This window comes from Methanofollis fontis (assembly GCF_004297185.1).
Classification (GTDB): Archaea; Halobacteriota; Methanomicrobia; order Methanomicrobiales; family Methanofollaceae; genus Methanofollis; species Methanofollis fontis.
In genome coordinates this window covers 112,348-138,258 of the sequence record NZ_PGCL01000003.1, presented here as the reverse complement: position 1 = coordinate 138,258, position 25,911 = coordinate 112,348, and the positions used below count along the sequence as shown (strand labels likewise).

The following is a 25,911-nucleotide window of genomic DNA, read 5'->3' as shown; positions in this document are numbered from 1 at the left end:
CCGGTCCAATCATCCTGTGACGGGTTTTTTCTTCTCCAGCACAAGGATCCGCCTGGTGAGGCTTTTATGAACCCGCTGTTCATGAAACTGGAGGATGGTGAAGTGGTGCCGTGCAATCTCCCTGATATCGAGGTGGGTGATCACGACGGCACGCCGTCCTTCCTTTAATATTCGGTCCATTTCCACCATGGCCCCTTCATAGAGGCGGGTGAGCGTGTCTGCCCGGATGCAGACCGACTGGCCGTACGGGAGATCGGTCACCACCGCCTCCACGCTCCTGTCCCTGAGCGGCAGGGCGGTGGCATCGGCAAGCATCAGGTCGGCAGCGGGAACGTTGAGGCGGGAGCCCCGGATCATTTCCCGGTCGAAATCGCTTCCGATCGCCCGGACGCCGATCCATCCTGCTTCTTCCAGCATTCCGCCGGTGCCGCAGAAGGGATCGCAGAGCACCTCCCCGGGCATGACGCCCGAGAGGTTCAGCATCGCCCTGGCCATCCGCGGCATCATTACGCCGGGATGGAAATACGGGCGTGTTATTGGCCTTCTGTTTTCATATGGGCCGCGAAGGTCGGCATACATCACACGTCCAAGGTAACATCGGTCCTCTGAGAGGATCGCCCGGTAGACGATCTCGGGCGACCTGAGGTTGACCGGACCGGAGATGAGTCCGCCAATCAACCGTTCGAGGTCGAGCTGCGACGGACGCGCCAACGGTCCGGGGATCACCTTCACCCGCGCCGCGAAGGGGCGGTCTGTGGTGATCGAGAGGTTTCTGAGGAGCGCCGAGATCCCTGCAGCGGTCGGTTCGCACTCGCCGAGATATTCCATGACGGTATGGGTGAGTGCGAGACGGGTTGTTGCCGCAGGGTCCGGGCATTCTGCCACACCGACCCGTTCGCGCCGGTCGATGATCCGGCCGACACATTCGATCTCTGCGAACGGGAGGTCTGGATGCTCCCCGGAAACCTCAAAGAGCAGTTTCATGGCTACCCATTAATAGGTGACGATCAGATATATAGTGACGTGAGAGTTCCGGGAAAAACAACGATATCTTCTCTTTCTGAGGGGCGACAGATGGATACGGTCCCTCCTTTTTTCAGGCCAGAGTTTGAGGAGGCGTATCGGTTCGTCATCGACCATTACCGGGTGCCGAACCGCAGAATTGCCCTTTTTCTGCCCTGTTCGGTCCACAAACCCTACTCGGACAGTCCAAGTCATCGGCGGTTCGACGGCGTGATCGATGCCGTCCTCCCGCCCTCGAGCGTCCACCGCGTGGTCTTTGGCACCTGCGGCGTCGTCCCTCGAGAACTGGAGCGGATGTATCCCTATGCCACCTACCGCTATATGCTCGGGCGGTGCCCGGACCCGGCGGTCCACCGTTCGTTTCTGCGCATCGAGACGGCGCGGGTGGCGGCGTATCTGGAGAAAACACGGGACGTGTATCGGTATCGTGTCGCCTACTGCCTTGGCGAGTTCAGGCAGGCGATGGCGGCGGCGTCTGAGCGGACTGGCATCCCGGTGACGCTGGTCCCCGATGAGCGGACGATCGATGCATGCCGGGACCCCACGTCGAGGTTCCCGGACGGAAGCCTGAACACTCAGGTCTATCTGGCAGACCTTGCGGCGGCACTCGCCCTGCAGCGTGACCTGATGGAGGGGGAGGGGTTCACTCCTCCTGCCCCATCACCTTGTCCACAAAGTCCTTGAAAAAGCCTTTCTTCCCGGGCCCTTTCTTTTTCTCGATCTCGAGGAGACGCTCGTAGAGTTCCTTCTCCTCGTCTGAAAGGCTCTTTGGAACGACGATCCTGACCCTGACCAGCAGGTCGCCGGGCTTCCCGCGCCGTCTCACACCCTCGCCCGGGATGCGGAGGGCGGTGTTGTGCTGGATGCCGGCCGGGATCTTCAGCTCCACCGTGCGGTCGTCGATCGTCCTGATCTCGGCCGTCGACCCCACCGCCGCCTGGGCGGGGGTGATCTCCACCGCGGTCTCGAGGCTGTCCCCGCTCCGGCTGAATCTCGGGTTCTCCTCGACCAGGATCTCCACATAGAGGTCTCCGACCGGGGCGCCATAGTCGCCGGCCTCGCCATAGCCCTCCATGCGGAGGCGCAGGCCCGTATAGGCGCCTGCCGGAACATGGATGCTCACCTTCCGCTTCACCCGTGCATGCCCGCTCCCGTTGCAGGTGCGGCAGGGCTGTTCAGGGGTCTTGCCGCGGCCGCCGCACTCCGGACAGGGCGACATCCTGACGAACTGCCCGAAGAGCGACTGGCTCACCTGCCTGATCTGACCGCTTCCGCCGCACTTCGGGCAGGTGTGCACCTTCTTATTGGTGCTGCCGGTGCCGTCGCAGTCCGGGCACGACTCGGTGTGGAAGACCTCCACCTCCCGATCGGTCCCGAAGACCGCATCCTTCAGCGAGACCGAGAGGCGGAGGAGGAGGTCGGCGCCCGGCCGCGGGCCGCGCGGTCCCCCGCCGCCGAAGAAGGTGTCGAAGATGTCTCCGAAACCCGAGAAATCGGACTGGAAACCTCCGAATCCGCTGCCGCCCGAATACGACCCCTTTGAGGCGTTGGTGAAGGCGTCATGCCCGATATTGTCGTACTGGGCCCGTTTCTGGGGATCGGAGAGGACCGAATAGGCCTCGTTGATCTCCTTGAACCGGTCCTCTGCGCCCTCTTCCTTGCAGACATCTGGGTGGTACTTGCGTGCAAGGTTGCGGTACGCCTTCTTGATCTCCCCTTCGCCGGCGTCCCTGGAGACACCGAGGACATCATAGTAGCTTCCCGCACTCATCCCGAATCACTCACTCTTCTTGTCGTCCTTGACATTGAAGTCTGCATCGACAACATCGTCATCCTGTTTCTGGCCGCCTGCTGAGGCGCCCGCTTCGGCCTGGGCCTTCTGGGCCTCTTCATAGAGCTTTGAGGTGACGGCGAAGACGGCCTCGGTGAGGTCCTCCATCTTCTTCTTGATCTCCTCGATGTCCTCGCCCTCAAGGGCCGTGCGGAGGGCGTTTGCGGCCTCCTCGATCTTCGTGCGGTCGGCGTCGTCGATCTTGTCGCCGCTCTCCTTCAGGGTCTTTTCGGCGGTGTAGACCGCATTATCGGCGGTGTTGCGGATCTCGATCTCCTCGCGCTTCTTCTTGTCCTCCTCCTCGAACTGCTGGGAGTCGTTGACCATGCGGCTGATCTCGTCCTCGGAGAGGCCCTTGCCGCCCTTGATCGTGATCGTCTGCTCGTTGCCGGTCCCGAGGTCCTTGGCCGAGACATGGACGATGCCGTTGGCGTCGATATCGAAGGTGACCTCGATCTGCGGGATGCCGCGGGGCGCCGGCGGGATGCCGGTGAGCTGGAAGCGCCCGAGGGTGAAGTTGTCCTTTGCCAGGGCGCGTTCGCCCTGCATCACATGGATCTCGACGCTCGTCTGACCGTCTGCGGCCGTCGAGAAGATCTGGCTCTTCTTGGTGGGGATGGTGGTGTTGCGCTCGATCAGCTTGGTGTCGATGCCGCCCAGGGTCTCGATGCCCAGGGAGAGGGGCGTGACGTCGAGCAGGAGGACGTCCTTGGTCTCGCCGGTGAGCACACCGCCCTGGATGGCGGCGCCGAGGGCCACGCACTCGTCCGGGTTGATCCCCTTGTCCGGGTCCTTGCCCAGGATCTTCTTCACCGTCTCGACGACCAGGGGGACGCGGGTCGAACCGCCGACCAGGAGGACATGGTTGATGTCTTTTGCGGTCATGTTGGCGTCTGAGAGCGCCTGTTTCACCGGTTCGACGGTCTTCTCGACCAGGTCGCCGACGAGCTGCTCGAACTTTGCCCGCGAGAGGTCCATGTCCAGGAACTTCGGGCCCGAGGCGTCGGTGGTGATGTAGGGGAGGTTGATGTTCGTCTTCTGGGTGGTCGAGAGTTCCTTTTTGGCGTTTTCAGCGGCGTCGCGGATACGCTGCATTGCCATCGGGTCCTTTGCGAGGTCGATGCCCTCCTTTGCCTTGAACTCCGCCACGATCCAGTCCATGACGCGCTGGTCGAAGTCGTCGCCGCCGAGATGGTTGTTGCCGGCGGTGGACTTGACCTCGAAGACGCCGTCGCCGAGTTCGAGGATGGATACGTCGAAGGTGCCGCCGCCAAGGTCGTAGACGAGAACGGTGGCCGCCTCCTCTTTGTCGATGCCGTAGGCCAGGGCCGAGGCGGTGGGTTCGTTGATGATCCGCATTACCTCAAGCCCGGCAATCTTGCCGGCGTCCTTGGTGGCCTGGCGCTGGGCGTCGTTGAAGTAGGCCGGAACGGTGATGACGGCCTTCTCGATCTTCTCGCCCAGGTATGCCTCGGCGTCGAGCTTCATCTTCTGGAGGATCATCGCCGAGATCTCCTGTGGGCTGTATTTTTTGTCGTCGATGTCGACGGTCTCGCTCGTGCCCATCTTCCGCTTGATCGAGATGATCGTCCGTTTCGGGTTGGTGATCGCCTGCCGCTTTGCGACGTTGCCGACCAGACGCTCCCCGTCCTTGCTGAAGGCGACGATCGAGGGGGTGGTCCGCCCTCCCTCTGCATTGGCGATGACGGTGGATTTTCCGCCCTCGATGATGGCCATGCATGAGTTCGTCGTCCCGAGATCAATACCAAGTACCTTCTGTGATGCCATGGTGTTATTCCTCCTGTTCCTTGTTTTTTGAAACGGCAACTTTTGCATGCCTGATGACCCTGTCGTGCATGCAGTAGCCGCGGATGAATTCTTCAACAACTGTACCTTCGGGTTTGTCGGACGGCACACAGACCATCGCCTCGTGCTCCTCAGGGTTGAACTCGCAGTCGAGGCAGTCCAGTGGGGTTATGCCGTTTCGTTCCAGGATCCCGATGAACTGTTTCTGGATGCTCTCGAGTCCTTCCCGGAGCGAGGCATCATCTGCCTGCAGGGCCCGCTCGAAGTTGTCGGCGACCTCCAGCAGATCGGCAGCGAACGCCTGGAGGGCAAATTCCCTGATCTCTGCGATCTGCCGGTCGGTGCGTTTTCTGAAATTTTCAAAATCGGCTGCAAGGCGGAGATACCGTTCGTTCAGGTCTGCATTGGCCATTTTCAGGTCCTCGTTCTCTTTTTTGAGATTGTCGACGGTGTCCTGGGGCACGTCCTGATCCGGACCGGGTTGATCTGAGGCCGGTTCATGTCCCGGCACCACCTTTTCTTCTTCCGCCGTCATGCATATCCTCGCAAATATGTGTTACAATATCAATTGCAATGTAGTTCTATATATATGTTGCGCATGGCGCAGGCGGAAGGGGCACAATATGGCACTCAATTAGAGATCAGGTCAAAATATGGTGTTATTCAGCCACTCCGCCGTTTTTTCGGGATGCTGATCCCTTCCTGTGCCGCCAGTTCCCGCATCTTCGGCGGGAGCTCCTTCCAGCGCCAGAGGCCGAGTTCGATAAACCGGTCGCTCACCCGTTCTTTTCTGGCCCATTCCCCCAGATAATGCTCCCAGCGGGCGGCGAGGTCGGGGTGGATCTCCCGGGTACGCGCCTCCTCGCTCCCGAGCATGGCCGGGCAGTTCCAGCACCCCACCCGTTCGAACCCCATCTCATAGAGGGGGTTGCAGGGCACCTTTCGCCACCAGATGTAGAGGAAGACCTCCAGTGCCCGCCAGTTCCGGATCGGAGAGATATTCAGCTGGAGGGGATTGAACGGGTTTTCGACGACCGGAGGGAGGGTCGACCTGACAAAGGACTCATACCAGCGGTTGCCCTGCACCGTGACACAGGCACCCTCTCGCTCGCACCATTCCTTGACCGGCGTGAGCTTCAGCCGTTCGCAGCACCAGCGGTCGTCCTTTCTCGGCAGCCCGTATTTTTTTACGTCGTGCCAGAAGTCACCGGCGCGGAGGTGTGTCTCGATCCCGCACTCCTTCACAAATTCCACGGTTTCGGGAAACTCCATGCCGGTGTTCACGAAATAGGCCTCCTTGATGCCGGCGCGGCGTGCCAGCTCCCAGACGACGGTGCTGTCCTTTCCGCCTGAAAAGGAGATGTTGGCGCGCGGGCGGTCGTGCATGTGCTGCCTGATGAAACGGACGGCGGTCCTCTCCATGTTCTTCAGGGCAGGCACATTCACCCGGATCGCCTCCCCCCACGGGGGGTCGGGGAGGGTCCGCGGCGTGACCGCCCCGACCTGCCTGACCCTGACCGCCCCGTCCCGGAGTGTCCCGGTGCCGTGGAGGTCGCCCATCCTGACGACCACCGGACCGTCGGAGAGGTCGGTGCTGACCGCCAGTTTTTTGCCGCCGATCCGGCGCCGGTCGTCGGGGGCGTCGATCTCCACGATCCCTCGCGTGATAGAGGGGAGGAGGGTGGTCAGTGCATCGAGGGTCAGGTCAAGGGAATAGGAGGCGGTTGGCGGGTTGTAGGCGAGGCGGCCAAACAGAACCCCGTTGGCAATGATATTCTCCGTGCGGTCGACACCGCCGATCTTGTTGAAGAGGACGATCTGCGGCAGGCGGTCGGTGCCGTAGCGCTCCATGAGGAGGGAGCGCAGCACCTCCATGTCGTGGGCGAGGGCCGGACGAACGTCATAGGGTTTCTGGAGTGTGATTTGCGCACCGGTGGCGCCGCACCGGCAGGTCCTTCCGACCAGGGGAAGGTTGCAGCGGCTGCACCAGTAGAGGGTCTTTTTGACCGCGGGTTCCCGCATATAATCAGGTGCGGCGTGGAGGCGGATAAGGGGTGTGATCGTCCCCTTGAAAGATATAAGATGTCTGCATGCCATACCGTGATCATGAAATGGGCACTTCTCTCGGTCTGGGACAAGACGGGTATTGCTGACCTTGCGCAGACGCTTGTTGAGAACGGCTATCGCATCATCAGCTCCGGGGGGACAGGAAAAACCCTGAAAGAGGCAGGGATCGATTTTGTAGAGGTTTCAGAGTATACGGGTTCGCCGGAGATCATGGACGGTCGGGTGAAGACCCTGCACCCGCGCATCCACGGCGGTCTCCTCGGGCGCCCGGAGATCGACGGTGCGGTGATGAAGGACCTCTCGATCAACCCGATCGAGATCGTCGTCGTCAACCTCTATCCCTTCGAGCAGATGGCCGGCGAGGACCTGGACCTCGACCGCCTGATCGAGTTCATCGATATCGGCGGTCCGGCGATGATCCGGGCGTCGGCAAAGAACTTCAAGTATGTCGCCGTCGTCGTCGATCCGGCCGACTACCCGAAGGTGGCCGAAGCGGCGGCACACGGTGGGTTCACCTATGAGCAGCGGCTTGCCCTTGCACGGAAGGTCTTTGCCCGCACGGCCGCCTACGATGCGGCGATCGCCAACTACCTCTATTCTCTGGAGGGCGAGTTCCCGGAGACCTACTCGTTCCAGTTCAGGAACGGGCGTTCACTCCGCTACGGCGAGAACCCCCACCAGCGGGCCGCCGTCTATGGCGAGACCGGGATTGCCGGGCAGGTGCCCCTGCAGGGCAAGGAGATGTCCTACAACAACTACCTGGATGTGGACGCCGCCGTCTCCCTGCTGCGCGAGTTCGAGGAGCCCGCATCGGTGATCGTCAAGCACAACAACCCCTGCGGCGTGGCCCTCGGCGAGGATGTGCTGGAGGCCTATATCGCCGCACGCGAGGTCGATCCGGTCTCGGCCTATGGCTCGATCGTGGCCGTGAACCGTGAGGTGGATGCGGCGTTTGCCGGGGAGATCTGCGGCACCTTCGTCGAGGTGATCGTGGCCCCGTCTTTTTCGCCCGATGCGATCGAGACCATGCGGAGCAAACCGAATATGCGGGTGCTCGTCCTCCCGGAGCGAACCGAGGCCGACGAGGTCAGGAGCATCGACGGCGGCGTGCTCGTCCAGCGCACACCCGTGCCTGAGGAGGACTGGCAGGTGGTCTCAGAACGCGAACCCACCGAGGAGGAGGTCAGGGCGATGCGGTTTGCGATGAAGGTCTGCAAGCACACCAAGAGCAATGCGATCATCTATGCGACCGGGCGTGCGGTGGTCGGCATCGGGGCGGGCCAGATGAACCGCGTCGATTCGGCCAGGATTGCGGTCGAGAAGGCCCGCTCCCCGGTCACGGGCACCGTCGTGGCCTCAGACGCCTTCCTGCCCTTCCCTGACACCATGGAGGTGGCGGCGGCGGCCGGTGCCACGGCCCTCGTCCAGCCCGGTGGTTCGATCAGGGATGCAGAGGTCATCGAGGCCGCAAACCGCCTGAATATCGCAATGGTCTTCACCGGCGTGCGCTATTTCAGGCACTAAAGAATATCAGGGTTTTTCGGGGAATTTTCCCCGTTCTGTTCTCTTTTTTCCGGCAGATATATATCAGGGCACGTTTACATCGGAATATACACCCTGGAGGTGGTTTACTGTGGATTACGGTTCAATGCTTGGCAGCTCCTTTGAGTACACAAAGGAGGCCATATGGGGTAAATGGATGAAATGGGTCCTCCTGATCATCTGCTCGATCATCTTCCCCCTGATCATGGGATATATGATGGAGATCTATCGCGGCAAGGATCCGGCGCCAGAACTTGAGAACTGGGGCAAACTCTTCATCGACGGCCTGAAGCTCTTTATCGCGGAACTGATCTATGCGATCCCCCTGATCATCGTGGCGCTCATCTTCTTCGGCGGGGCGTTCGCCGTTGCGATGAGCGGCGGCGGCTCTGATGCGGTGATTGGAGCGGCATTCGGCACGGCGCTGATCGGTCTGCTCATCATCATTGTGCTGTCAATCATCATCGGGCTGATCGCCATCTTCGGCGGTATCCGGCTTGCACGCACCGGTGCGTTCGGCGAGGCCTTCAACATCTCGGCGATCATGGCGCATATCGGTTCGATTGGCTGGGTGGACTACATCATTGCCGTGATCGTGCTCTATGTGGTCCTCTTCGTGGTCAGCCTTGTGTTCGGCATCATCCCGTTCATCGGCTGGCTCCTGAGCATCATCATCACGCCGGCATTCTCCATCCTGGCCGCCCGCTACGTGACCATGATCTATGACAGCGCTCCGGCGCCTGCCTGATCTTTTTTTCTTTTTGTGTCTGAACGCTGCAAATTCTTTGTAATTTTTCTATTGCATGGTTAATTTACCTGCATTTACCCGGATGAAACCGATGCGCTTAAATTCTGCCGTTGTGTATCCTCACCTGTTCGTTGTGTGGTGAATTCAATGGAATTTGGAAAAATGCTCGGTGACTCGTATGAGTACACCAGAAACGGCCTCTTCGGCCAGTGGGGTAAATGGCTGCTGCTGTTCATCAGCATGATCATCTTCCCGCTCTGGGGAGGATTTCAGTGGAAGATCTATAAGGGCGAATCAACGCTTCCCCCGCTTGAGAACTGGGTGGAGATGTTCGTCAATGGTATCAAGCTGTTCATCGTCGGCATCATCTACTTCCTGATTCCCATGATCATCTTCATGTTTCTGGGCGGCGCCGGGGCATTGATCGATGCGGGCAGCGGTGCCGGATCGGCAGCGATGGACCTCGGCATGATCATCGGGTTTATCCTGTTCTTCCTGTTCTCGCTCGTCGCCATGATGGCGCTGATCCGGTTTGCGAGGACCGACAGTTTCGGCGAGGCCTTCAATATCAGTGCCATCATGGCCCATATCGGCAGGATCGGATGGGTAAACTACATCCTTGCCCTCATCATCATGTGGATCGTGCTCTTCGTTGCGATCATGCTCTTCCTGATCGTCGTGACCATCATCTCGGTCGCCCTGGCCCTGATCCCGGTCGTCGGCTGGATCCTCTCGATGCTGCTCATCCTGATCGTTGCGGTGCTGATCGGGCCCTTCCTCGGGGTCTTCGAGGCGCGCTACTTCACGCTGATCTATGACAGTGCTGAGGCGTGATTCGGTCATTCCCCTTTTTTATAGGGTTCCGGCATTGTGATTAATTGATCCGGGCTGCTGTTATTGCCGGAAATATCTGTCCAAAGAGCGTTTTCACCCTTCCTGAACTCCCCTCTCGCCTGCGGTTCGCCTCCGCCGGGAGGGGAGCACCCCCCCGAAGGACAGGATTGATGCATGGACCGGGAGAGGAGATGCGGGCGGTGTTCTGCCGCCCCCTCTTCGTGGTGAGTACGATCAGAGGAAAACCCCTTCCCATCACAAATCTTTTTATGCACTCGCCGTCGATATGATGACGGTGGTATCACTATGAGTGATTGCTTTATTTGTCGATAAGATCCGCTTTTTTGACACGACCTTACGGGACGGCGAACAGACACCCGGCGTCTCGTTGAAACCTGATCAGAAGGTTGAAATTGCATCGATGCTCTCCGATCTCGGCGTTGCCACGGTTGAAGCCGGTTCTGCCGCTGCATCGGACGGCGAGCGCACGGCCCTGCGGATGATCGCCGATGCCGGACTCTCTGCCGAGGTTGCGACATTTGTGCGAGCCCTGCCGCTGGACATCGACCACGCCGCCGACAACGGCGCCGACTGTGTCCACCTGGTGGTGCCGGTCTCCGACCTGCACATCAGCGCCAAACTCAGGAAGAGGCGGGAGGATGTCATGGAAATGGCGTTGACGGCCGTTGAGTATGCAAAGGAGCGCGGGCTCGTCGTCGAACTCTCCGGGGAGGACGCCTCCCGCGCCGACCCGGCGTACCTCGCCGACCTCTTCAGGGAAGGGGTGGAGCGTGGGGCGGACCGCCTCTGCTACTGCGACACCGTCGGCATCCTGACGCCCGAACGGGTGGCGGAGGCGGTGCCCCCCCTCCTCTTCGCCCCCCTCTCCATCCACTGCCACGACGACCTGGGGATGGCCCTGACCAACACCCTTGCGGCGTTGAAGGCGGGAGCCTCGTCGGCCCACGTGACCGTGAACGGCCTCGGGGAACGGGCGGGGAACACCCCCCTCGAGGAGATGGTGATGGCCCTGGAGACCCTCTACGGGGTCGATACCGGGGTCAGGACCGAAGGGCTCTACGCCCTCTCGGCGGCGGTCTCGAAGATGACCGGCGTGCCGCTCCCGGTGAACAAGGCGATCGTCGGGGAGATGGCCTTCACGCATGAGAGCGGGATCCACGCCCACGGCGTGCTCAGGAATGCCAGCACCTACGAGCCCATCAGGCCCGAGCAGGTCGGGCGGACCCGGCGCATCCTCCTCGGCAAACATTCGGGGAGCGCCTCGGTGCGGGCCGCCCTGCAGGAACTTGGCTATGCCTGCACCGACGCACAGGTCGGCGAGATCGTCTCCCGCGTCAAGATCATCGGCGACGAGGGGCGGCGGGTCACCGATGCCGACCTGATGGCCGTCGCCGACGCCGTCATGGAGATCGTGCGCCATCCGGTGATCACCTTAAAACAGGTGACGGTCATATCTGGTAGCAATGTCATCCCGACGGCATCGGTCACCCTGACCGTCAAGGACGAGGAGGTGACCTGTGCTGCCACCGGCAACGGCCCGGTGGACGCCGCCGTCGAGGCGCTGCGCAGGGCCGTATCGGACGTGGCCGCCATCAGGCTCGAGGACTACCGGGTGGACGCCATCACCGGCGGCACCGATGCACTCGTCGATGTCTCGGTCTGCCTGAGCAGGGAGGGGCGAATGATCACCTCCCACGGGGCGCGGACCGATATCATCATGGGGAGCGTCGAGGCGATGGTGTCCGGGATGAACAGACTGCTTGAGGAGAAGAGATGAAAACAGGAGCGAAACTGCTGATTGAGGGCCTGCAGCGCGAGGGGGTCGAGACGATCTTCGGCTACCCCGGCGGCTCGGTCCTGCCGGTCTACGACGAACTCTACGATGCACCCGTGAGGCATGTTCTTGTACGGCACGAACAGGCGGCCGCCCACGCCGCCGACGGGTATGCACGGGCGTCCGGCCGGGTCGGTGTATGTCTCGCCACCTCAGGCCCCGGCGCCTGCAACCTGGTCACCGGCATCGCCACCGCCTATATGGACTCGGTGCCGCTCGTGGCCATCACCGGTCAGGTGCCCACCTCCATGCTCGGCAACGACGCCTTCCAGGAGTCGGACATCACCGGGATCACGATGCCGGTGACCAAGCACAACTATCTGGTGAAACGGGCTGAAGACCTGCCGCAGACGGTGCGCGATGCCTTCTTCATCGCCGGCACCGGACGGCAGGGGCCGGTGCTCATCGATATCCCCAAGGACGTCATGACCGCCCAGCTCACCGAGGCCCCGCCGGTCGGCAGCCACCGCCTCCGGGGCTACCAGCCGACCTATGAGGGGCACGCCCTCCAGATCGAGAAGGCAGTCGCCCTCATCGGCGAGGCCGAACGCCCTCTCCTCTATGTCGGCGGGGGCGTGATCGCCTCCGGCGCCTCGGAGGAGGTGAGGCGGCTTGCCGAACTGATGGTGATCCCGGTCACCACCACCCTGATGGGGCTCGGTGCGCTCTCCTGCGACCACCCCCTCAACCTCGGCATGATCGGGATGCACGGCACCGAGGCGGCGAACTATGCCGTCACCGAGTGCGACCTGCTCATCGCCGTCGGCGTCCGGTTCGACGACCGGGTCACCGGGAAACTCGATGCCTTCGCCCCGAATGCACGGATCATCCACATCGATATCGATCCGGCCGAGATCGGCAAGAACAAACCGGCCGATATCCCGATCGTCGGGGACGCCCGGCGGATCCTGGAGGCGATCACCCACCGCCTTGCAGGACAGGACGGGCGCGACGGCTGGCTCGAACGGGTGCACCGCTGGAAGGCGTCCGCTGCCGCCCATTCCGACGGGGAGGACACCCTCTCTCCCGCATATATCCTGCAGGAGATGAGCGACCTCCTCGGGAGTTCGGGGATCATCGTCTCCGAGGTCGGGCAGAACCAGATGTGGGCGGCGCAGCACTACTGTTTCCGGCGCCCTCGGACCTGGATCTCGTCCGGCGGACTCGGCACGATGGGCTATGGCTTCCCGGCGGCGATCGGTGCCCATTTCGCCCGACCGGAGGAGACGGTCGTGGACGTGGCCGGGGACGGGAGCATCCAGATGAACATCCAGGAGCTCGGCACGGTCGCCCAGTACCGCATCCCGGTGAAGATCGTCATCCTCAACAACATGTACCTCGGGATGGTGCGGCAGTGGCAGGAGCTCTTCTATGACCGGCGGTATTCCTACACCGAACTCCCGCCGGTGGACTTCGTCGGCATCGGCCGCGCCTATGGCGTCGACGGTATCCGCGTCGAGGACCGCCAGGATGTCCGTCCGGCCCTGCAGGCGGCGTTCGAATCGGACGGGCCGTTCGTCCTGGACTTCAGGATCGACCGGGAGGCGAATGTCTTCCCGATGGTGCCTGCCGGAGCGGCGATCAACGAGATGATCGGGAGGAGGCAGGCATGAAGCCCCATACGCTCCATGTGCTGGTGGAGAACCGGGCCGGCGTGCTCTCACGCGTCGCCGGCCTCTTCTCCCGCCGGGGCTTCAATATCGAGAGCCTCACCGTCGGCACCTGCGAGGAACCCGGCATGAGCCGGATGACGATTGTGGTGCTCGGGGACGACGCCGAGGTCGAGCAGGTGAAGAAGCAGCTGAACAAGCTCATCGACATCATCAAGGTCTCAGATATTACGGAGCGGAGCACGGTCGAGCGTGAACTCGCCCTGATCAAGGTGACGGCCGAACCCGGTGAGAGCCGGGCAGAGGTGATGCAGATCGCAAGCATATTCCGGGCCCATATCATCGATGTGGGGGCGAAGAGCGTGATCCTCCAGGTGACTGGCGACAGCGACAAGATCGATGCCCTGGAGGGACTCCTGCGCCAGTACGGGATCCGGGAGTTCGTGAGGACCGGGAAGATCGCCCTGATCCGGGGCTCGAAGTCCTCGAAATCCCAGAATTAGGGGTTTGTGTGGGGGGGAGACCCCTCCCTCTCAGAGTCGCTGTGAGGACCGTTCCGAGCGCGGGTGCATGGGTGATGGTCCCGGGCACGGCGGCGGATCGCCGGAGGAATGCCGGAAGGCGCCCACAAAGAGTGCCTCACGACGCTGATGACGCCCATCCCTGATCCCGTCCTGCCATATGGCTGAGAGGGGATCTGCCGATCATGTTATATGTTGGCATGACACACATTGTCATGGTAGTATGATCGGCTTACCCTGTGAAACCTGTTACATCGTTGGAACCGCCTTCCTTGGAGTCATCATTGCCCTTTTTGCATGGGCGCTCGTATTCAGGGAGGGGGGTGAATGATCGAGCCGGTGACGGCGGCCATCGTTGCACTCTACTTCATCACTCTGATCGTCATCGGGGCATGGGCATCCCGTAAAATCCACAATACTGAAGATTATATCGTTGCCGGGAGATCCCTGGGGTTCTGGGTCTTCACCATCCTGATGATCTCGTCGGTCTGTTCCGGGATGACGCTTCTCGGGGTGAGCGGGCTTGGTTTTAATGCCGGGTGGCCCTCCATCTGGGAGCAGCTCTTCGTGCCGCTCGCCGCCTCCTTCTGCATCATCGTCTTCGGGGTGAAGCTCCATCGTATCGCCCGGAAAAACAACTACATGACGGTCGAGGACTATTTTGCCAACCGGTTCGAGAGCCCGAAGGCGATGCGCAGTCTTGCCGCCGTTGCAGGCATCATCGTCTCTCTCATCTACCTGATCGGGCAGTACACCGCCATATCCATCGTGCTCGTCTGGCTCTTCGGGATCCCGCACTGGCAGGCGCTGCTGGCGGCCGGGATCATCATCACCGGATACACCGTCGTGGGCGGACTCTATGCCGTTTCGTGGACGACGGTGATCCAGGGCGGTCTCCTGATCGTCGGGGTGCTCGCCATCGCCCCGCTCCTCATCGCAAAGGCCGGCGGGCTCACGCATATCAATGAGGTGATGGGCGGGATCGATCCGGCCCTGGTGCAGCCCTATCTCACCACCGGGAACACCTTCACTCCGGCCTTCCTCCTCTCGTTCGGGCTGCTGCTCACGGTCGGGCTCGCCTGCGCCCCGCACGTGATCAACAACGTGCTCGCCGCAAAACAGGAGAGCTACTTCAGGTGGTCGCCGCTCATCGCCTTCGCCGTCTACGCCGTGGTCATCGTGCTGGTGAAATTCGCCGGTTTTGCCGGTCGGGTGCTGGTCGAGGAGGGGAGCATCGTCCTGCCCGATGTCTCGAACGCCTCGGACTTCATCTTTGTCTCGGGCATCGAGTACGCCATCCCGAACCTCTGGGTCTGGTCGTTCTTCGCGGTGATCGTTCTCGCCGCCGTGATGTCGACGACCGACCGCCTGATGCTCACCGTGGGTTCGATGTTCGCATGGGATATCTGGAAGAACGTCTTCAGACCGTCGGCAGACGACCGGGAGGTGCTGCTGGTCTCGCGTGTCTCGGTGGTGATTGCCGCCGGCGGGACCCTGCTGCTCGCCGTCAACCCGCCAGATATGCTTGCATGGCTGATGTGGTCGGGCATCGGGATCATGCTCTCCACCTTTGCCGTCCCCCTGCTGGCCGGTCTCTACTGGCGGGGTGCGACGCGGGAGGGCGCCCTGGCCTCGATGGCCATCGGCCTTGTTTCCGGGGGTGCGCTCGGCTACTGGTACTACGTGGTCGAGAAACTGCCGGTCCACTTCAGCCTGTATGCGGTGATCCTCTCGGCGGTCGCCATGGTGGTGGTCAGTCTGGCGACGCAGAAGACCGACCACCGGGTGCTCGACGCCACCCTCACCGGCGGGTTTATCCAGCCCAGATAACTTTTTTTCACACGACCGTATCCAGGATCACCCGATCGGTGCCGTTTCTGAAGCAGGCGGTCACCAGCACATGAGTGCTCTCTGCCGTGGCGCCGGGCGGGCTTTCATAGACGAACTCCGCTCCGGGCTCCTGCTGTGCGCCTGACAGCGTCTCATTTTTGCCGTTTGAAAACTGCCATGAGATCGAGCAGACGTTAGCGCTCTCCGCACCTCCTGCATAGAGGAGGCAGAGGCGATCATCATCGATCCATGCCTGTGCCGATGCCGCCCGATCATCCGGCAGAATCGTGCTCCATTCCAGTGCGCCATAACCCATCAGCATGGCGACGATGAGTGTCAGGGCAAACACTACCGAAACCGTTGTCGATCTGATGATCCCATCTTCATTCAGCACGCTCTGCCCCCCACAATGATAAATGGTGCAGAGCATATATTATTATATAAATATTTTGGCGATCTCTTCGGACAGGCGAATAGTATTAAGGGGGAGCTGCATCCCTTACCCTGGAGGAAAATGTCATGACCGGCGACATGGCAAAACCGCACTGCATCAACCGCCTTCCGGCCCGCATCCTGATCAAGGACATCTCACCCGAAGAGGCGAACGAATACATCAGAACGCGGGTGCGCGAGCACTATGAACTCCCCCCCGACTATGCGATACGCGATGTGGTCATTCTTGGAAAACCCCCGATGCTGGTGGGAATTCTGTCCAGGAAAAAGAAAATCATCTTCCAGTTCACAAAACCGTGCTTTGGAACGGCACTGATGGAGATGGACGCCCTTCCCGGGGACATCGAACAGATTCGTGCAGACCTGGCGCCTGCAGAGGAGGAGGTGTCCTGACCGGGAGATATCCCGCGCTTTTTCCTTCCCGTGCAGGCACATGCACACCTCCCCGGTCACCCTGCAGGGTACCCGATACAATGGATAAATATGCAGGAGAACGAATAGTATAAGAATGGAATCTCCAACACTATTTTCGAACTTTCCCATATCTCCCGATATCCTCAAGGCCATTGAAGACATGGGCTTTGAGGAACCGACACCCATTCAGACCCTTGCGATACCGCCGATTCTCGAGGGCCGCGATGTGACCGGTCAGGCGCAGACCGGGACCGGAAAAACCGCCGCATTCGGCATCCCTGCAATCGAACTGGTCAATGCAGGGGACAGAACGACGCAGGTGCTCGTGCTCTCGCCGACCCGCGAACTGGCCATCCAGACGGCCGAGGAGTTTGGACGCCTCGCCAGGCACCGGGGGGCGGTGTCGGTGCTGCCGGTGTACGGCGGTCAGCCGATCGAGCGCCAGTTCAGGGCGCTCCGCCAGGGCGCCCAGATCGTGGTCGGGACGCCGGGACGGGTCATCGATCACCTCGACCGCGGCACCCTCGACCTGAGCGGGGTGAAGATGGCGATCCTGGATGAGGCCGACCAGATGCTGGACATGGGCTTCCGGGACGACATCGAGGCGATCCTGAGCGCCACACCGGCGGAACGCCAGACCGTCCTCTTCTCGGCCACCATGCCAAAACCGATCCGCGAGATCTCCCGGCGCTTCCAGAGGAACCCGGAGTTTGTGAGGGTGCAGCACCGCCAGCTGACCGTGCCGCAGATCGAGCAGTCCTATCTTGAGGTGCGGCGGGGCGACAAGATGGAGATCCTCTGCCGCATCCTGGACATCTACGACCCGTCCCTTGCCCTGGTCTTCTGCAACACCAAGCGAGGGGTGGATGAGGTGACCTCGGGCCTCCAGGGGCGGGGCTACTTTGCCGAGGGGCTCCACGGCGATATGAAACAGGTGCAGCGCGACCGTGTGATGGCAAAGTTCAGGGCGGGCAGCATCGACGTGCTCATCGCCACCGACGTGGCGGCCCGCGGGATCGATGTCGATGACGTGGACACGGTCATCAACTTCGATGTGCCGCAGGACGTGGAATACTATGTCCACCGCATCGGCCGCACCGCCAGGGCCGGGCGCACCGGACGGGCGATCACCTTCGTCGGCCCGAAGGAGATCTACAAACTCAGGACGATCCAGAAGTTTGCGAAGATCCGGATCGGCCGCATCCCCCTCCCGACCGCCGAGGACGTCGCCGAGTCCAAGACGCGCAACCTTGCCAATAAGGTGAAGGAGACGATCGATGAGGGCGGCATTGAGCGCTACACCGAGGCCGTCGAACGCCTGATGGTGGAGGAGTACACCTCGCTGGAGATCGCCGCCGCCCTGATGAAGATCCAGCTCGACACCGGTGCAGAGCCCGAGGCCGCCCCGGAACTGTCCAGGGACGAGTCAGGCGGGGAACCAGGAATGGTCCGCCTGATGCTGAGCGTCGGGAAGCGCCAGCAGATCCGGCCCGGCGATATCGTCGGCGCCATCGCCGGCGAGACCGGGATCCCGGGGCGCTCGATCGGTGCGATCACGATCCGCGAGAGCCGCACCTATGTGGATATCCCGGCCGAGATGGTGGCGCAGGTGATGGAGCGGATGCGCGGCAAGAGCGTGCGCGGCTTCCCGGTCGATATCACGCCGGCCTCGGGCCGCGTCGAATGACGGATCCCTCCCGCTTTTTTCTTATTTTTTCCGTCCTGCCCGGATCCGTTCTGCCGTCTGGGCGGCGTGCACCGCTATCGAGGGGATGGTATAGGGGAGGAACCGCCAGGATATGGCGCACCCGGCGATCACCTTGACGAAGCGGTTCGTCTCCTGCCCATACACGCGGCTCCGGCGTGCACGGACCTCCTCGATGAACTCCTCAGCCGTCTCCGCACGGCAGCAGGTGAGCGTGCCGCCGATCTGCGAGAGGATATGGGCGTCGGTGCCGCCGGTGATGCCGCACCCATTTTCCGCGGCATATTCCGCCGCCCTCCTGTTCAGGGAGCGGTTCATGCCGCCGCAGATCGCCTCGACCCCGTCGATCGCTTTGAGGACGTCCCGGTCCAGCCGCCCGTTTTCGACGCATTTGAGCACCCCGCGGTCCAGGACGGCATAACCGAATGGGTGGGCGGCAACCCTGAGACAGTCGTAGCCTTCCGCTGCCGCCAGCAGGTCGGTGGTGGAGCGGGATATGGCCATATAGGGGCTCATTCCCCGGCGATCCCGGATCTCCTCCCTGAAAAAATCCTCGAGTCCGCGGACCGAGGGAAAATAGAAGAGCAGGTGCGGCCCGTCGGCGGCGCTCACCTCGATCCCGGGTATCACCAGCAGACCGGAGCGGTGTTCGGCCGCCGCCCTGACGCCCCCGGCCTCGTTGTGATCGGTGACGGCGCACCCGATCCCGAGATGCATGGCATGCTCCGCCACACGTTCCGGCCGGTAGAGTCCGTCCGAACGGGAGGTGTGGACGTGGAGGTCGGCGACCGCCCATCCGTCACGCCTGAGGGCGCTGAGATCAGGGGCCTGAAAGAATACCCGGGGGGATAACGATTTCATGTATGGCGCGCTTCTCACGCCATCTTTGATCCGGGAGGGCATAATGGTGCCTTCTCTCGACGAAACAACAACAAAAAATAACGACGCCCCGGCCGGGACTTGAACCCGGGTCGAAAGCTCCGGAGGCTCTCAGGATATCCACTACCCTACCGGGACCTGCCTATATACATTGGATCGGCTTGTTAAAAAGGATTGTGCCGCCCCCTCAGAGATGGCGGACATGGTAGAGGTTCCAGATCTTGCATGCGCCCTCATGACTGACCATGCAGGGCCCCACCGGCGTCCTCGGCGTGCAGACCTTCCCGAAGAGGGCGCAGTCGGTGGGTTGCGCCACGCCGCGCAGCACGCGGTCGCAGATGCAGCCCCGCGTCTTCTCGACGTGCTGGATCTCGATATCGAACTTTTTCTGTGCGTCGTAGCACTCGTATTCCGGTTTCAGCCTCAGCCCTGATGCCGGGATCACCGGGAAGCCGCGCCACTCCACATCCGACGGCTCGAAGACCCCGTACATGATCTCCTTCGCCTTCCGGTTCCCCTCCCGGCAGACGGCGCGCGGGTAGGCGTTCTCGACCTCACAGCGCCCCTCCTGCACCTGCTTAACCAGCATCAACAGGCCAAGAAGGATATCCTCGGCCTCGAAACCGGCGACCACCTGCGGCACCGGAAACTGTTCGTACTCCTCATAGCCGGCCACCACGCAGACGTGACCGGGCAGCATGAAGCCGTCGAGGGAGGCCTCGCCCTGCTCGAGGAGCCATTGCATCGCCGGCGGGACCAGGCGGTGGCAGGAGAGGATGGAGAAGTTCTCGGGCGGGCGCCCCATCAGGGTGGCGGCGACGGTGGGCACGGTCGTCTCGAACCCGACCGAGATGAACACGACCTCTTTGTCGGTCTTCTCAGCGATCTCCACCGCCTTATGAATCCCCTGCACCACCCGCACGTCGCCGCCGCTCGACTCCAGCGAACCCCGTGTGCCGGGCACCCTGAGCAGGTCGCCGTAGGTGGCCACGATGCAGTCCTTATCGACAAACTCCAGTGCCGCATCGATCTCCCCCTGGGGGGTGATGCAGACCGGACACCCGGGCCCCATCACGATCCGCAGTCCCTCGGGGAGCACACTGCGCAGGCCGGTGCGGGCGATGGCCGCCTCGTGCGTCCCGCAGATATGCATAAATGTATAGGGGCGGTCCACGGATTCGCGGAGCGCCGCTGTCAGTTCATCTCCTGTTGCCATGCAATCCTTATAGTTAATATATCTGCCACCGCATAAGAGTAATCATGGGAAACGCCCCTTACGCTCTCCTCCTCCTGTTTATCGGGCTTTTCGGATCGATCGCCCTCTACTGGATCTACCGCTGGCTCCTGAAGCGGGCGGATTCCACCGAGTCGAAGCTGGACGACATCATGCTCGCGGCCATCGGTAAACCCCTCATCATCGCCGTCGTCGTGATCACCCTCTATTTCTCCGTGGTCTTCTCCGGCCTCATTCCACCCGAATACGACTACGTCCTCGACTCAAAATACCTCAATGCATTCTACATCATCATCGGGGGTTGGATCGCCTCCAGTTTCTCGTACAATTTCATCAGCATGTACGGCCGGTGGATGGCGGCGAGGACCGAGAGCGAGATCGACGACCGCATCATCGGTGTGCTCGAGCTCGGTGTGAAGTATGTGATCTGGTTCATCGTATTCCTCCTGGTGCTCAGCACGCTCGAGATCAATATCACGCCCCTGCTCGCCGGTGCCGGGATCGCCGGTGTGGCCGTGGCCCTTGCGGCGCAGGACATCCTTGCGAACTTCTTCGGCGGTGCAATGATCGTGATGGACAAGCCCTTCAAGGTCGGCGACCGCATCAAGATCGACGGCTATCTGGGCGACATCGTCACCGTCGGACCGCGTTCCACCCGCCTCCAGACGCTTGACTATCAGCTCGTCACCATCCCGAACTCCAAGATCGCAAACTCGGTCGTGATCAACTACGCCCTCCCGGAGGTGCGGCTGAAGGTCAAGATCCCGGTCTCGGTCGCCTATGGCACGGACGTAAAACGGGTGAAGGAGATCCTGATGGAGATCGCCCACGAGGCGATCGAGCACTCGGCCTGCGTGCTCCACTATCCGCCGCCGAGCGTGTATTTCCTGGAGTTCGCCGACTCGAGCCTGAACTTCGTGTTAATCGTCTGGGCGAAGGCCTTCAATATGGCATGGGACGTTCAGGATTTCATCAATACCCGGATCGACGAACGCTTCAGGGAGGAGGGGATCGAGATCCCCTTCCCGCAGATGGATGTGCACCTGAAAAAGGACTAACCCTTTCTGGGGAGGAAAAACGATCCCCGTTCTTCTTTTTTCACGGTGATCTCCCCCTCTTCGAGGAGGTACTGGATGTACTTGTTCACCTCGTTTGTGTGCAGCCCGGTGGCGCGGGAGATGTCCATCACCGTGGCGGGACGCCGCCTGACGAGCGTCATGATGAACCCGACCACCTCGTCGTGGAATGCGGCCATCGTGGCGCGGGACGGGAGTCTGCCCACGATCTCGACCGGGGCGCCGGTGATCCGCCCGGCAATCCTGTCGAGGGCGTCGTCGTCGGCCGGTGTGACCCAGGGGACGGCGCCGGGACGGTCGAGGGTGTTCAGCTGCACCTTGTCGGGGGCGATGGCGCGGATCTCGGCATCGATCCGGTCGATCTCCTCGTCGGAGTCGTTGATGCCCGGGACGATGAAGACCTCCAGCCAGAGGGCCCCAGAATAGTCGGCGGCGAACTGCCGGATCCCGGCGTTCACCCCCGCCGCCGTCAGGTCCGGGTACGGACGGCAGATCCGCCGGAACGCCTCCTCGGAGACGGCATTGAGGGTGGGTATCACCAGGTCGGCCGGCATGATCTCCTCCCGCACCGCCGGGTCGGAGAGCAGGCTGCCGTTGGTGAGCACGGCCACCCGGTACGCCGGGAACTCGTGCTTGAGGAACCGGATGATCTCGCCGATGCCGCTGTGGAGCGTCGGTTCACCGGACCCGGCGCAGGTGATGAAGTCGAGGGCGGGCGCCCCCCCAAGAAACCTGCGCAGTTCGTCTATTACGCCGGCGGTCGGCACGTACTCCCGCCGCTCCAGGGTCAGGTCTGTGGTGCGCCCGCACTCGCAGTAGATGCAGTTGTAGGAGCAGGTCTTGAGGGGCACCAGATCGATGCCCAGCGAGGCCCCAAGCCGCCGGGACGGCACGGGACCAAAGAGATATTGGTAGGTCATGGTGGTGGATCACCTCTCCTCTGGGCCGATGCGATATATGCCCACCGGGCATTTCGCCTGATCGCACCCATGTCAGCGTCACAACTATAATGTGCGCATATGAGTAATTCTCTTCGGTGATTCTATGAAAATCTGTATTACTGCAAAAGGGAACGACATCAACTCGCCTGCTGAGGACCGCTTCGGACGTGCGCCGGTCTTCCTGATCGTCGACGACGAGAGCGGTGCGGTCACGCCGATCGTCAACGACAATGCCGGCGGTGCCGGCGGTGTCGGCGTGAGGTCTGCCCAGATCATGGTCGAACAGGGTGTGTCCGTGGTGATCACCGGTCAGGTCGGCGGGAACGCCAACTCCGCCCTGAAAGGAGCCGGAATCGAGGTCTACACCTTCCGCGGCGGCACGGCGAACGAGGCCCTTGCAGCGTTCAAGGCCGGCACGCTGACCCGGATCCTCTGAGGACCGTCGGAATGAAGATCGCGGTTGCGAGCGGAAAGGGCGGAACCGGCAAGAGCACGGTGGCGGCGAACCTGGCCTGGACATGCGCACAGAGGCGGGCGGTGACGCTGGCGGACTGCGATGTGGAGGAGCCCAACCTGCACCTCTTCTTCCCCGCGCCCGCTGCCGAGACCCCGGTGACCCGGATGGTGCCGGTCTTCGACGAAGAACTCTGCACCCACTGCGGTGATTGCTCTCATTTCTGCCGGTATGGTGCGATCGTCGTGATGAAAGACCGTGTGATGCTCTTTCCCGAACTCTGCCACTCCTGCGGCGGGTGCATGCTCGTCTGCCCGGAGGGGGCGATCACCGAGACGCCGGTGCAGATCGGCAGGACCGAGGAGCGGACCCCCATGGAGAACCTCCGGCTCATTTCGGGTGTGATGAACGAGGGGGAGGCAAACGGCATCCCGGTGATCCATGCGGTGAAGGAGGCGATCTCCGGTGACGAGACGGTGATCATCGATTCCTCTCCGGGATCGGCATGCCCGGTGATCGAGACGGTGAAAGAGACGGACTTTTGTGTTCTGGTCACCGAAGCCACACCCTTTGGCATCCATGACCTGGAACTGGCAGCCGATGTCGTGGAGGCCCTGGGCGTGCCCTCCGGTGTCGTGATCAACCGGAGCAGCGGCGACGATGCCGAGACCGAGGCATTCTGCCGTGAACGCAACCTCCGGGTGCTCATGAAGATACCGTTTACCCGGGAGATTGCCGCCGTCCAGAACCGGGGAGGGCTCATCGCCCGCGATCTCGAGGGCTGGGAGGAGGCGTTTGCCGATCTCTATGAGAGTGTGTGTTCGGAGGTGGGAGCGTGAAGCGCCTTGCGGTTGTGAGCGGGAAGGGCGGGACCGGCAAGACGGTCGTGACCGGCGGGTTTGCGGCGTGCGCCGCGCGAACCATGCGCTTGACAATGGCCGATTGCGACGTGGACGCCGCCAACCTCGCCCTGCTCTTCGATCATACGGTGCGCGATTCAAAGCCGTATTTCGGGATGCAGTGCGCCGCCATCGATTCTTCTCTCTGCATCGAGTGCGGGATCTGCGCCGAGAAGTGCCGCTTCGGGGCGATCCACCTGGAAGAGGACGGTTACCGGGTCGACCCGATCGAGTGCGAGGGCTGCGGGGTCTGCGCCCATGTCTGTCCGGCTGGTGCGGTCTCCCTCAGGGACTTCCGGCACGGAGAGATCTTTTACTCTGAGACCGGGATCGGACCCCTCTTCCACGCCCGCCTGACGCCCGGTTCCGGGACGACCGGGCTGCTGGTCACCGAGGTGAAGCAGTGGGCGCTCGAGGTCGGGGGGGACGCCGATCTCCTGCTCATCGACGGTCCGCCCGGCATCGGCTGCCCCCTCATATCCACGGTGACCGGGTGCAATGCCGTGCTTGCCGTCACCGAACCGAGCATGTCCGGCCTCTCCGATCTGGGGCGGCTTGTCCGGGTCTGCGAGGGGTTTCCGGTCAGGATCTTCTGTGCGATTAACCGGTATGACCTCGAGGAGGGGATCACAGCCGAGATCGCCGCCTACTGTGCAGAGCAGGATATCCCGGTTCTCGGCCTCATTCCCTTCGACCCGGCGGTCCCCGGGGCGGTCAGGAGCCGGACGCCGGTCACCGCACTGGACACCCCGGCGGGTGAGGCGGTCCGCGGCGTCTGGGAGCGGGTCAGGAGCGAGCTGGACCTCCCATGAACGCCGAAGGGAACGGCCGGTGCGGCAGGGGAAGGCGGAGGTCGGAGCGGATCATCCGCGGCGAGACCGGATATTCCTGCCTCTCCCCGATGTGCGGGGGGGAAAACCCCGGATCGGTCGTTCTCAGGCCGGACGAGATCGAGGTGCTGCGCCTCGTGGACCTGCTGGGCATGCAGCAGGAGGAGGCCGCACAGGCGATGGGGATCTCCAGAAAAACGCTCTGGCGGGACCTCCATGAGGCCAGAAAAAAGGTGGCCGGGGCGATCGTGAACGGCCATGCCATTCTCATCGAGGGCTGCAGCCAGAACGGCGGGCGGCGCTGCGGCTTCGGGCGGCGCAGCCCAGACTAAAAACCCCATCCTTTTGTAGGGGAGATGCAGTACCCCTTTCTATGTACGGCATCTCCACCTATGCCCTTCACACCCTGCCGCTCGGCAATGCGCTCGACATGATCTCTGAGGTCACGCGATATGCAGAGGTGATGGACGATGGTTGCCATTTTCTCAGCGATGCAGAACCGCTCCAGTCCCACTCGCTCCGCTATACGATCCATGCCCCCTCCCGGAGCGTGAATATCGCCAGCACGCTTGAACCGATCCGGCAGGCCTCGGTGGAGGTGATCGATGCATGTTTCGCGATCGCCGCGGAGGTGAATGCCGGTGTCGTTATTCATCCGGGGTATTGCGCATGGCAGACCGAACGGGAGCGGTCGAGAGGCCAGCTGATGCGCTCCATCGCCGACCTCGCCGCGATGGCGGAGGAGCGCTCTATCCAATTTTCGGTGGAGAATATGGCATGGGAGTACTTCTTCCTGCTGACGCCCGACGAACTGCCCCTGCCCGAGGGGGCGGGATTTGCCCTCGATGTGGGCCATGCCCATATCATGGGGTGCCTGCCGGCGTTTCTGCAGGAGCGCATCGATCATATCCACCTCCATGACAATGACGGTACAAACGATACCCATTCTGCGGTCGGCGCGGGCACCATCGACTTCGTGCCGGTGATGGATGCGGTGAGAAAAAACGGGATCACGCCGGTGGTAGAGGTGGGGAGCATCGAAGGGGCGCTGGAGAGCATTATTGTCCTTGACCAGATTTCCTGAGAGAATTCGGCAGGATTATACTGATAGTAATATTTTGGCGGCTGTACTGCAGAAACAACACCGTTTTATAGGAGATACGCCCACTATTGTAATGCATCTGTGCCTCAGTGGCTCAGCCGGCAGAGCGCGTCCTTGGTAAGGACGAGGTCGCGAGTTCAAATCTCGCCTGAGGCTCTAAGACCCTATTTTCTTAATTTCTTCTCAAATAAATCACCCATACTGTGATCTTTCAACCAAAAATAATCTCAATATTTTAAACGGGGATGCACACCCCC

General features: G+C 61.9%; 25 protein-coding genes and 2 tRNA genes. 17 read left to right on the top strand and 10 right to left on the bottom strand.

Going from position 1 to position 25,911, the window contains the following annotated elements; translation table 11 throughout:
- Positions 1 to 9 precede the first annotated feature (9 nt).
- Positions 10 to 984, bottom strand: coding sequence for a methyltransferase domain-containing protein (locus tag CUJ86_RS07610; RefSeq protein WP_130646980.1), 975 nt, complete (start codon positions 982 to 984; stop codon positions 10 to 12).
- Positions 985 to 1,074: 90 nt separating this feature from the next.
- Here CUJ86_RS07610 and CUJ86_RS07605 point away from each other — a divergent pair, with 90 nt between their 5' ends.
- A complete protein-coding gene (locus tag CUJ86_RS07605; RefSeq protein WP_235855614.1) occupies positions 1,075 to 1,707 on the top strand; it encodes a DUF5591 domain-containing protein in 633 nt (210 codons plus the stop codon).
- Here the strand turns inward: CUJ86_RS07605 and dnaJ are convergent.
- From dnaJ to CUJ86_RS07585, 4 genes are all read right to left on the bottom strand, one after another.
- On the bottom strand, positions 1,667 to 2,794 hold the full coding sequence (gene dnaJ / locus CUJ86_RS07600) for a molecular chaperone DnaJ (protein WP_130646979.1): 1,128 nt from the start codon (positions 2,792 to 2,794) through the stop codon (positions 1,667 to 1,669). The two genes, CUJ86_RS07605 and dnaJ, sit on opposite strands and share 41 nt — an antisense overlap.
- Before the next feature lie 6 nt (positions 2,795 to 2,800).
- Entirely contained in the window at positions 2,801 to 4,642 is a 1,842-nt protein-coding gene (dnaK, locus tag CUJ86_RS07595) for a molecular chaperone DnaK (RefSeq protein ID WP_130646978.1), read from the bottom strand.
- A 4-nt stretch (positions 4,643 to 4,646) separates the two neighbouring features.
- Complete coding sequence (locus tag CUJ86_RS07590; RefSeq protein WP_130646977.1) at positions 4,647 to 5,195, bottom strand: nucleotide exchange factor GrpE; 549 nt, start codon at positions 5,193 to 5,195, stop codon at positions 4,647 to 4,649.
- A 128-nt stretch (positions 5,196 to 5,323) separates the two neighbouring features.
- A complete protein-coding gene (locus tag CUJ86_RS07585) occupies positions 5,324 to 6,682 on the bottom strand; it encodes a phosphoadenosine phosphosulfate reductase domain-containing protein (protein WP_130646976.1) in 1,359 nt (452 codons plus the stop codon).
- 84 nt (positions 6,683 to 6,766) lie between these two features.
- Between CUJ86_RS07585 and purH the strand changes: the two genes are divergently transcribed.
- The 7 genes from purH (at position 6,767) to CUJ86_RS07550 (ending at position 15,667) form a co-directional block, all read left to right on the top strand.
- Positions 6,767 to 8,251, top strand: coding sequence for a bifunctional phosphoribosylaminoimidazolecarboxamide formyltransferase/IMP cyclohydrolase (gene purH / locus CUJ86_RS07580; RefSeq protein ID WP_130646975.1), 1,485 nt, complete (start codon positions 6,767 to 6,769; stop codon positions 8,249 to 8,251).
- A gap of 175 nt (positions 8,252 to 8,426) precedes the next feature.
- Positions 8,427 to 9,017, top strand: coding sequence for a DUF4013 domain-containing protein (locus tag CUJ86_RS07575; protein ID WP_235855613.1), 591 nt, complete (start codon positions 8,427 to 8,429; stop codon positions 9,015 to 9,017).
- Between the two features lie 147 nt (positions 9,018 to 9,164).
- Positions 9,165 to 9,851: a DUF4013 domain-containing protein gene (locus tag CUJ86_RS07570; RefSeq protein ID WP_130646973.1), complete on the top strand. Its 687-nt coding sequence runs from the start codon at positions 9,165 to 9,167 to the stop codon at positions 9,849 to 9,851.
- Between the two features lie 310 nt (positions 9,852 to 10,161).
- Entirely contained in the window at positions 10,162 to 11,649 is a 1,488-nt protein-coding gene (locus tag CUJ86_RS07565; protein WP_130646972.1) for a 2-isopropylmalate synthase, read from the top strand.
- Positions 11,646 to 13,319 (top strand): biosynthetic-type acetolactate synthase large subunit, encoded by a 1,674-nt coding sequence (ilvB, locus tag CUJ86_RS07560; RefSeq protein ID WP_130646971.1) that lies wholly within the window; start codon positions 11,646 to 11,648, stop codon positions 13,317 to 13,319. The genes CUJ86_RS07565 and ilvB overlap by 4 nt, the downstream gene beginning before the upstream one ends.
- Complete coding sequence (gene ilvN, locus CUJ86_RS07555; RefSeq protein ID WP_130646970.1) at positions 13,316 to 13,819, top strand: acetolactate synthase small subunit; 504 nt, start codon at positions 13,316 to 13,318, stop codon at positions 13,817 to 13,819. The genes ilvB and ilvN overlap by 4 nt, the downstream gene beginning before the upstream one ends.
- 345 nt (positions 13,820 to 14,164) lie before the next feature.
- Entirely contained in the window at positions 14,165 to 15,667 is a 1,503-nt protein-coding gene (locus tag CUJ86_RS07550) for a sodium:solute symporter family protein (protein ID WP_130646969.1), read from the top strand.
- Between the two features lie 7 nt (positions 15,668 to 15,674).
- Here CUJ86_RS07550 and CUJ86_RS07545 read toward each other — a convergent pair whose 3' ends face one another.
- The gene (locus CUJ86_RS07545) at positions 15,675 to 16,061 is read right to left on the bottom strand and encodes a hypothetical protein (RefSeq protein WP_130646968.1); all 387 of its coding nucleotides are present in this window, start codon (positions 16,059 to 16,061) and stop codon (positions 15,675 to 15,677) included.
- Between the two features lie 125 nt (positions 16,062 to 16,186).
- Here CUJ86_RS07545 and CUJ86_RS07540 point away from each other — a divergent pair, with 125 nt between their 5' ends.
- Together CUJ86_RS07540 and CUJ86_RS07535 are read left to right on the top strand one after the other, a co-directional pair.
- Positions 16,187 to 16,513, top strand: a complete 327-nt coding sequence (locus CUJ86_RS07540) for a DUF1894 domain-containing protein (protein WP_130646967.1) — start codon at positions 16,187 to 16,189, stop codon at positions 16,511 to 16,513.
- 115 nt (positions 16,514 to 16,628) lie between these two features.
- The gene (locus CUJ86_RS07535; RefSeq protein WP_130646966.1) at positions 16,629 to 18,221 is read left to right on the top strand and encodes a DEAD/DEAH box helicase; all 1,593 of its coding nucleotides are present in this window, start codon (positions 16,629 to 16,631) and stop codon (positions 18,219 to 18,221) included.
- Positions 18,222 to 18,242: 21 nt separating this feature from the next.
- Here CUJ86_RS07535 and CUJ86_RS07530 read toward each other — a convergent pair whose 3' ends face one another.
- The 3 genes from CUJ86_RS07530 to hypD form a co-directional block, all read right to left on the bottom strand.
- Positions 18,243 to 19,100 carry a PHP domain-containing protein gene (locus CUJ86_RS07530; protein ID WP_165394828.1) on the bottom strand — a complete coding sequence of 286 codons (858 nt, stop codon included), beginning with the start codon at positions 19,098 to 19,100 and terminating at the stop codon, positions 18,243 to 18,245.
- An 84-nt stretch (positions 19,101 to 19,184) separates the two neighbouring features.
- Positions 19,185 to 19,256 (bottom strand) — tRNA-Arg (locus CUJ86_RS07525).
- Between the two features lie 49 nt (positions 19,257 to 19,305).
- Positions 19,306 to 20,334, bottom strand: a complete 1,029-nt coding sequence (gene hypD, locus CUJ86_RS07520; protein WP_130646964.1) for a hydrogenase formation protein HypD — start codon at positions 20,332 to 20,334, stop codon at positions 19,306 to 19,308.
- 44 nt (positions 20,335 to 20,378) lie between these two features.
- Here hypD and CUJ86_RS07515 point away from each other — a divergent pair, with 44 nt between their 5' ends.
- Positions 20,379 to 21,410, top strand: a complete 1,032-nt coding sequence (locus tag CUJ86_RS07515; RefSeq protein WP_130646963.1) for a mechanosensitive ion channel family protein — start codon at positions 20,379 to 20,381, stop codon at positions 21,408 to 21,410.
- On the opposite strand, the gene CUJ86_RS07510 is transcribed toward CUJ86_RS07515, so the two are convergent.
- Positions 21,407 to 22,348 (bottom strand): radical SAM protein, encoded by a 942-nt coding sequence (locus CUJ86_RS07510; protein WP_130646962.1) that lies wholly within the window; start codon positions 22,346 to 22,348, stop codon positions 21,407 to 21,409. The genes CUJ86_RS07515 and CUJ86_RS07510 overlap by 4 nt on opposite strands.
- Before the next feature lie 124 nt (positions 22,349 to 22,472).
- Here CUJ86_RS07510 and CUJ86_RS07505 point away from each other — a divergent pair, with 124 nt between their 5' ends.
- The 6 genes from CUJ86_RS07505 (at position 22,473) to CUJ86_RS07480 (ending at position 25,810) form a co-directional block, all read left to right on the top strand.
- The gene (locus tag CUJ86_RS07505) at positions 22,473 to 22,805 is read left to right on the top strand and encodes a NifB/NifX family molybdenum-iron cluster-binding protein (RefSeq protein WP_130646961.1); all 333 of its coding nucleotides are present in this window, start codon (positions 22,473 to 22,475) and stop codon (positions 22,803 to 22,805) included.
- Positions 22,806 to 22,816: 11 nt separating this feature from the next.
- Entirely contained in the window at positions 22,817 to 23,662 is an 846-nt protein-coding gene (locus tag CUJ86_RS07500; RefSeq protein WP_130646960.1) for an ATP-binding protein, read from the top strand.
- Positions 23,659 to 24,534: an ATP-binding protein gene (locus CUJ86_RS07495; protein WP_130646959.1), complete on the top strand. Its 876-nt coding sequence runs from the start codon at positions 23,659 to 23,661 to the stop codon at positions 24,532 to 24,534. Before CUJ86_RS07500 ends, CUJ86_RS07495 begins: the two co-directional genes overlap by 4 nt.
- Positions 24,531 to 24,884: a DUF134 domain-containing protein gene (locus tag CUJ86_RS07490; RefSeq protein ID WP_130646958.1), complete on the top strand. Its 354-nt coding sequence runs from the start codon at positions 24,531 to 24,533 to the stop codon at positions 24,882 to 24,884. The genes CUJ86_RS07495 and CUJ86_RS07490 overlap by 4 nt, the downstream gene beginning before the upstream one ends.
- Before the next feature lie 41 nt (positions 24,885 to 24,925).
- Positions 24,926 to 25,636 carry a sugar phosphate isomerase/epimerase family protein gene (locus tag CUJ86_RS07485; RefSeq protein WP_130646957.1) on the top strand — a complete coding sequence of 237 codons (711 nt, stop codon included), beginning with the start codon at positions 24,926 to 24,928 and terminating at the stop codon, positions 25,634 to 25,636.
- A gap of 101 nt (positions 25,637 to 25,737) precedes the next feature.
- Positions 25,738 to 25,810, top strand: a tRNA-Thr gene (locus CUJ86_RS07480).
- The last annotated feature ends 101 nt before the right edge of the window (positions 25,811 to 25,911 follow it).

Excerpts from the sequence above, each read along its gene's own strand:
- CUJ86_RS07490 (WP_130646958.1), top strand. The coding sequence starts at position 24,531 with ATGAACGCCGAAGGGAACGGCCGGTGCGGCAGGGGAAGGCGGAGGTCG.
- dnaK (WP_130646978.1), bottom strand. The coding sequence starts at position 4,642 with ATGGCATCACAGAAGGTACTTGGTATTGATCTCGGGACGACGAACTCA.
- CUJ86_RS07500 (WP_130646960.1), top strand. The coding sequence starts at position 22,817 with ATGAAGATCGCGGTTGCGAGCGGAAAGGGCGGAACCGGCAAGAGCACG.
- CUJ86_RS07510 (WP_130646962.1), bottom strand. The coding sequence starts at position 22,348 with ATGACCTACCAATATCTCTTTGGTCCCGTGCCGTCCCGGCGGCTTGGG.
- CUJ86_RS07515 (WP_130646963.1), top strand. The coding sequence starts at position 20,379 with ATGGGAAACGCCCCTTACGCTCTCCTCCTCCTGTTTATCGGGCTTTTC.
- CUJ86_RS07590 (WP_130646977.1), bottom strand. The coding sequence starts at position 5,195 with ATGACGGCGGAAGAAGAAAAGGTGGTGCCGGGACATGAACCGGCCTCA.
- dnaJ (WP_130646979.1), bottom strand. The coding sequence starts at position 2,794 with ATGAGTGCGGGAAGCTACTATGATGTCCTCGGTGTCTCCAGGGACGCC.
- CUJ86_RS07535 (WP_130646966.1), top strand. The coding sequence starts at position 16,629 with ATGGAATCTCCAACACTATTTTCGAACTTTCCCATATCTCCCGATATC.
- hypD (WP_130646964.1), bottom strand. The coding sequence starts at position 20,334 with ATGGCAACAGGAGATGAACTGACAGCGGCGCTCCGCGAATCCGTGGAC.
- CUJ86_RS07505 (WP_130646961.1), top strand. The coding sequence starts at position 22,473 with ATGAAAATCTGTATTACTGCAAAAGGGAACGACATCAACTCGCCTGCT.
- CUJ86_RS07610 (WP_130646980.1), bottom strand. The coding sequence starts at position 984 with ATGAAACTGCTCTTTGAGGTTTCCGGGGAGCATCCAGACCTCCCGTTC.
- CUJ86_RS07485 (WP_130646957.1), top strand. The coding sequence starts at position 24,926 with ATGTACGGCATCTCCACCTATGCCCTTCACACCCTGCCGCTCGGCAAT.
- CUJ86_RS07530 (WP_165394828.1), bottom strand. The coding sequence starts at position 19,100 with ATGAAATCGTTATCCCCCCGGGTATTCTTTCAGGCCCCTGATCTCAGC.
- CUJ86_RS07585 (WP_130646976.1), bottom strand. The coding sequence starts at position 6,682 with ATGCGGGAACCCGCGGTCAAAAAGACCCTCTACTGGTGCAGCCGCTGC.
- CUJ86_RS07605 (WP_235855614.1), top strand. The coding sequence starts at position 1,075 with ATGGATACGGTCCCTCCTTTTTTCAGGCCAGAGTTTGAGGAGGCGTAT.
- CUJ86_RS07550 (WP_130646969.1), top strand. The coding sequence starts at position 14,165 with ATGATCGAGCCGGTGACGGCGGCCATCGTTGCACTCTACTTCATCACT.
- ilvN (WP_130646970.1), top strand. The coding sequence starts at position 13,316 with ATGAAGCCCCATACGCTCCATGTGCTGGTGGAGAACCGGGCCGGCGTG.
- CUJ86_RS07570 (WP_130646973.1), top strand. The coding sequence starts at position 9,165 with ATGGAATTTGGAAAAATGCTCGGTGACTCGTATGAGTACACCAGAAAC.
- CUJ86_RS07575 (WP_235855613.1), top strand. The coding sequence starts at position 8,427 with ATGAAATGGGTCCTCCTGATCATCTGCTCGATCATCTTCCCCCTGATC.
- ilvB (WP_130646971.1), top strand. The coding sequence starts at position 11,646 with ATGAAAACAGGAGCGAAACTGCTGATTGAGGGCCTGCAGCGCGAGGGG.
- CUJ86_RS07540 (WP_130646967.1), top strand. The coding sequence starts at position 16,187 with ATGACCGGCGACATGGCAAAACCGCACTGCATCAACCGCCTTCCGGCC.
- purH (WP_130646975.1), top strand. The coding sequence starts at position 6,767 with ATGAAATGGGCACTTCTCTCGGTCTGGGACAAGACGGGTATTGCTGAC.